General features: G+C 35.9%; 5 protein-coding genes. 1 reads left to right on the forward strand and 4 read right to left on the reverse strand.

The genetic code is table 11. The features are described from left to right. The 3 genes from KPC_RS17965 to KPC_RS17975 form a co-directional block, all read right to left on the reverse strand. A partial coding sequence (locus tag KPC_RS17965; RefSeq protein WP_146196663.1) for a HutD/Ves family protein occupies window positions 1-567 on the reverse strand: 567 nt, incomplete at its 3' end. Beyond that, window positions 564-1,313: a histidine utilization repressor gene (gene hutC / locus KPC_RS17970; RefSeq protein ID WP_121975703.1), complete on the reverse strand. Its 750-nt coding sequence runs from the start codon at window positions 1,311-1,313 to the stop codon at window positions 564-566. The genes KPC_RS17965 and hutC, both read right to left, overlap by 4 nt. A gap of 261 nt (window positions 1,314-1,574) precedes the next feature. Continuing rightward, a complete protein-coding gene (locus tag KPC_RS17975; protein WP_121975704.1) occupies window positions 1,575-2,588 on the reverse strand; it encodes a zinc-binding alcohol dehydrogenase family protein in 1,014 nt (337 codons plus the stop codon). A 153-nt stretch (window positions 2,589-2,741) separates the two neighbouring features. Between KPC_RS17975 and KPC_RS17980 the strand changes: the two genes are divergently transcribed. Beyond that, on the forward strand, window positions 2,742-3,248 hold the full coding sequence (locus KPC_RS17980) for a hypothetical protein (protein WP_121975705.1): 507 nt from the start codon (window positions 2,742-2,744) through the stop codon (window positions 3,246-3,248). A gap of 44 nt (window positions 3,249-3,292) precedes the next feature. Here the strand turns inward: KPC_RS17980 and KPC_RS17985 are convergent, their stop codons facing one another. After that, the gene (locus tag KPC_RS17985) at window positions 3,293-4,636 is read right to left on the reverse strand and encodes a CitMHS family transporter (protein ID WP_121975706.1); all 1,344 of its coding nucleotides are present in this window, start codon (window positions 4,634-4,636) and stop codon (window positions 3,293-3,295) included. Between the last annotated feature and the right edge of the window lie 134 nt (window positions 4,637-4,770).

Raw genomic sequence — 4,770 nt, forward strand, 5'->3', positions numbered from 1 at the left:
ATCTAATTCTATTAAGTAACAGGTTGCTTGTTGTTTATTCTCAAATTCAATCATTTGCCCAAGTTTATTATTGATATATAACGTATCATAATGTTTGAGTTCATGATTGATTGCATTATTTTTAATATGAATTGATTCAGCTGTATTAAACAAGAATGTATGTTTTGCTTTTATTTCTAATTGAAAATCTGGTTGAATTGTTAAATATTGAATTTGTGCTTCAATTGTTTGAGGATTATAAATCAGATTGAAATCCCGAATTTCACCATCGACAAGTTCTGAATATATCTTTTGACTCCCATCAAAATGGAAGAGTTCGCTCTGTTGTATTTGATGTGATTCTTGATGAGGCAAATGCAGTATTATTCCAGCACCTTCCAATATACTTAGTACACGTTGTTTATCTTTAAAAATGGAAAATTTACCAGACTGCTTCACATCTGCAATCGAGATTCTCCAATCAAAATAACTGAGATCTTCATGGCTACAGGCAATTTGAAAGGTAAAGCCTTGACGGTTTTTCCAAGGCATTTTTTCATAATGATGAGCAGATAAAACCTGGATCACGATGTAAATTTACCTTCGAGCTGGTAACGGGTTCCGGGGTAGATTAGTCGTGCACTTGAAATTAAATTGTTTTTTGACCAAGTTCGACGTTGTATGAAGAGACATGGTTCAGTTTTATTTATTTTTAACCATTTACATTCTTGAGTTGTCGCTAAAATTGCCTTTACTGTATGTTCACCTTCAGTCATTGGAACTAATGACATAAGGTAGGCATTTGGCGTGATATGGGTAAAATCCTGTTGTAGATATTCTGGTGTGATGGAAGCATTGACCAGCCGATCTTCGATTTGTACTGGAATATCATTTTCATAGTGGATAATAATTGAATGATAAAGTTGTTGTCCCTCGCGGACTTGCATCAAATAGCTTTGATTTGTATCTGCTTTGATGCTTTCTAAAACGACAACTTTTGCCTTGTGTTCATGATTACGATCTTTGATTTCATCCGCTATATTATGAATTTGAAAAAGAGCAGTATGCCTTTTTTCTTCTGCAACAAATGAACCTACTCCTTGAACCCGAACCAAAATCCCGTCTGCAGTGAGTTCTCTTAAAGCACGATTAACGGTCATGCGACTACAGCCAAGAAGATTGACCAATTCACTTTCAGATGGAATTTTTGTGTTTGCTGTCCATGAACCATCATTGATTTTATTATGAATAAGTTGCTTAACTTGCATATAAATTGGTACTGGACTGGTTTCATTCACAGAAAGATTGCTATGAGTTACATTTTTATTTGTCATATGAAATTTCAACCATTTACTCAGCGTATCATTCTAACAATATAGAATTTAAGTTGTATATACACGTCTATCTTATCTGAAAAAATTAAAGATTTAAATAAATTAAACATAATAAAGCATTATCATCCTAGCATGTAATCAGATGATTGATATTGATTTATTATAAAAATATAGAATGCAATAATTTTGATTGAAAATAACAGAATAATACTGATGCGGCATCCTTTATCAATGTATCAAAAAATTACTGACATTTTGAGGTCAAAAACCTTCCAGGACAATTTTACCGATGCTTTTACCGCTTTCAATTAGGGTGTGGGCTTGGGTGATATTGGATGCATTAATAGTTCCTAAGTGCCCGGATAAAGTCGTTTTAATTTTTCCACTATCAACTAATTCTGCAATCTTATTTAAAATTTCACCTTGTTTATACATATCCTGGGTTTGAAATGTTGATCTGGTAAACATGGATTCCCAGTGTATGCTGACGGATTTTATTTTAAATCCATTAATTACAAAACTTTCAGGATCATCAATCAACCCAAAACGACCTTGTGGTGCGATCAATTTTTCAATTGCATTTAAATAACCAGCTGTACCCGTGATTGAAAATATAAAAGAGGGTAGACCAATACCTAGATTCAAAACTTGCGACTCCAAGGGTTGACTATGGTCAACGATATGATCAGCACCAATCTGTTGTAACCAAGCCCTGGATTCTGGACGGGATGCGGTAGCAATCACAGTTAAATTGGTTAAAGCCTTTAAAAGCTGAACTGTAATTGATCCAACACCTCCAGCAGCTCCGATCACTAAAATGCTTTGACTTTCCCCTGTGATAGGTTGATTCACATGTAGACGTTCAAATAACATTTCCCAGGCAGTCAGAGAGGTTAAAGGAAGAGCAGCAGCTTCGGCATTGGATAAAGATTTGGGTTTTAAACTGACGATTCTTTCATCAACTAATTGATATTGGGCATAGGAGCCTTGTCTTTGATTTGATCCTGCATAAAAAACTTCATCACCAACCTTAAAATTTTGAACATCTGGACCTATGGCTTTGACAATCCCGACGGCATCGTGCCCGAGGACTTTCCATTCCTGATTATCAGCTGGAGTACGTAAACGCATTTTAATATCAACAGGATTAATTGATATTGCTTTTACTTCAATAAGTAAATCGTGGCCAGATACAGTAGGTAGATCAAGTTCTATGTCTTGAAATACTTTAGGATGTTCTATTTTGTGTGGTTTCTGGTATGCGACAGCTTTCATGGTATTGCCCAAATTTTTTTAAAGTCCTTTAGTTATTTTTAAACATAGAATCAGTTAAGCCGCAAGCAAATTTGTGTTTGAATAATTATGCTTAATATTGCGAAGAATTATGAGAGAATAGAGGATTAACTAACGAATTATTTTGGATCTCCTATGTCAGAACAATCTCATGAATCATTAAGTGATATCGAAATTAGAGATATTCTACAATCAATGAAAAATGATGAACTTGATCTCGAAGCAAAAGAGATAATCCGTCAAGGGGGGAAGGCCGGTCGTCAAGAAGCGCATAAACAGGCACTACTTGCATTAAATCAATCTTTTGAAGAAAAATTTGTAGAAGCTGTTACTCTGGCTTTAAGCTTAAATGAGGCTCAAGCTAAAAAAATAAAATATAAGAAAGATCGCATCCGTATTTTAAAAGCTCATGGGATTGATTATATGGCGATAGATGGAGCGGAGACTTCACAAGTTCTGGCACAGGTTGCACAGGCTATAATTCATGAAGATGCTGTTGTTACGAATGATTTACATGACATTTTCCCATTCTGGAAGCAAGGGTGGCCTATGGTACAGTTTGATAATGCCTACAAGATTTTATCTGACGACATTGAAATTCACTATCAGGAAGTTTTAAAAGTTTTACTTGAAAAAATATAAAAAGAGCACCGAAAGGTGCTCTTTTTATATCGGTCTTATAGGCATTATGACAGTGTTGAATGCAGAGGAAAAACTCCAAAAACCATGGCTGCAGCAAGCATGACCAGACACGTAATAATTGCCCATTTGATCGTAAATTTTTGATGATCGCCTAGTTCAACACCAGCAAGTCCACATAATAGATATGTTGAAGGTACAAGTGGTGAAAGCAGATGTACAGGTTGACCAACAATAGAGGCACGAGCCATTTCTACAGGCTGGATACCATAATGGGTTGCAGCTTCAGAAAGTACAGGTAAGACCCCAAAATAGAAAGCATCATTTGACATAAAAAAGGTCAAAGGCATACTGACTAACGCAGTAATTGGTGCCAAGTATGGTCCCATACTTTCAGGAATAATCGCTACTAGCTGTTTGGACATGGCTTCAACCATCCCGGTACCAGATAAAATTCCTGTAAAAATACCAGCAGCAAAAATAATCCCAACTACAGCCAATGCACTGGCAGAGTGGTTTGCAACAAGTTTCTTTTGAAGTTCAAGGTTTTTCGGATAGTTAACAATCAAAGCAATACAAAGAGCAACCATGAATAAAATAGGTGCTGGTAATACACCTTTAACCAGACAGAACATCAGTAAAACAGTCAAAATGCCGTTAAACCATCTTAAATTTGCCCGATTTGCTTCAGGTTGGTTTGAAATCTGGATATTGTCGCCATGACTTACATCTAGTTCTATAATACCTAGGCGGTTACGTTCCATTCGACCATACATAAATCCAATGAAATAAAGCCATACGATAGCAAATAGCATCGGTAGAATCATTGGTACAAAAACATCGCTTGGATCAACATGTAATGCACTTGCTGCACGTGCAGTTGGTCCACCCCAAGGTGTTAGGTTCATGATTCCACTTGCAAGCATCATCAAACATGCCATGACCAGTGGACTCATACCAAGACGTTTATATAAAGGAAGCATTGCTGCCACACAGATCATGTAGGTTGTTGAACCATCACCATCTAGTGAGACAATTAATGTTAAGGTTATTGTACCTAAAGTGACTTTGAGAGGGTCGCCTTTAACTTGTCGTAAAATCCATTTCACTGACGGATCAAAAAGTCCGGTATCAATCATGATGGCAAAATACATAATTGCAAAAAGTAGCATTACACCAGTAGGTGCTAGCTTTTTGATGCCATCAAGCATCATGTCTCCAAGACCGGAAATCTGAAAACCAGCCAAACTATCAACAAAAAAGCTTAAGCCATAAGTAATGAGAGCGAATGCAATTGGAACAATCGTGAGTGCGACAAGGGCACTTAGACGTTTCGTCATAATTAAATACATAAAGCATAAAATCATGCCTAAACCTAAAACGGTTAACATACACACATTCCTTTGAGTAAATTTTTCTATTTAATGCAAGGTGCAGATATTATTTAAAAATGGACAATATTAAAATATTCTAAATAATATAATGGAATGGGTGCTATTTTTTTGAGAAATAGTAGGGGCAAATA

Source organism: Acinetobacter stercoris (assembly GCF_900323515.1).
Classification (GTDB): domain Bacteria; phylum Pseudomonadota; class Gammaproteobacteria; order Pseudomonadales; family Moraxellaceae; genus Acinetobacter; species Acinetobacter stercoris.

What these genes read in the sequence shown, in the direction of transcription:
- KPC_RS17985 (WP_121975706.1), bottom strand. Translation starts at nt 4,636, where the DNA reads ATGTTAACCGTTTTAGGTTTAGGCATGATTTTATGCTTTATGTATTTA.
- KPC_RS17980 (WP_121975705.1), top strand. Translation starts at nt 2,742, where the DNA reads ATGTCAGAACAATCTCATGAATCATTAAGTGATATCGAAATTAGAGAT.
- KPC_RS17975 (WP_121975704.1), bottom strand. Translation starts at nt 2,588, where the DNA reads ATGAAAGCTGTCGCATACCAGAAACCACACAAAATAGAACATCCTAAA.
- hutC (WP_121975703.1), bottom strand. Translation starts at nt 1,313, where the DNA reads ATGACAAATAAAAATGTAACTCATAGCAATCTTTCTGTGAATGAAACC.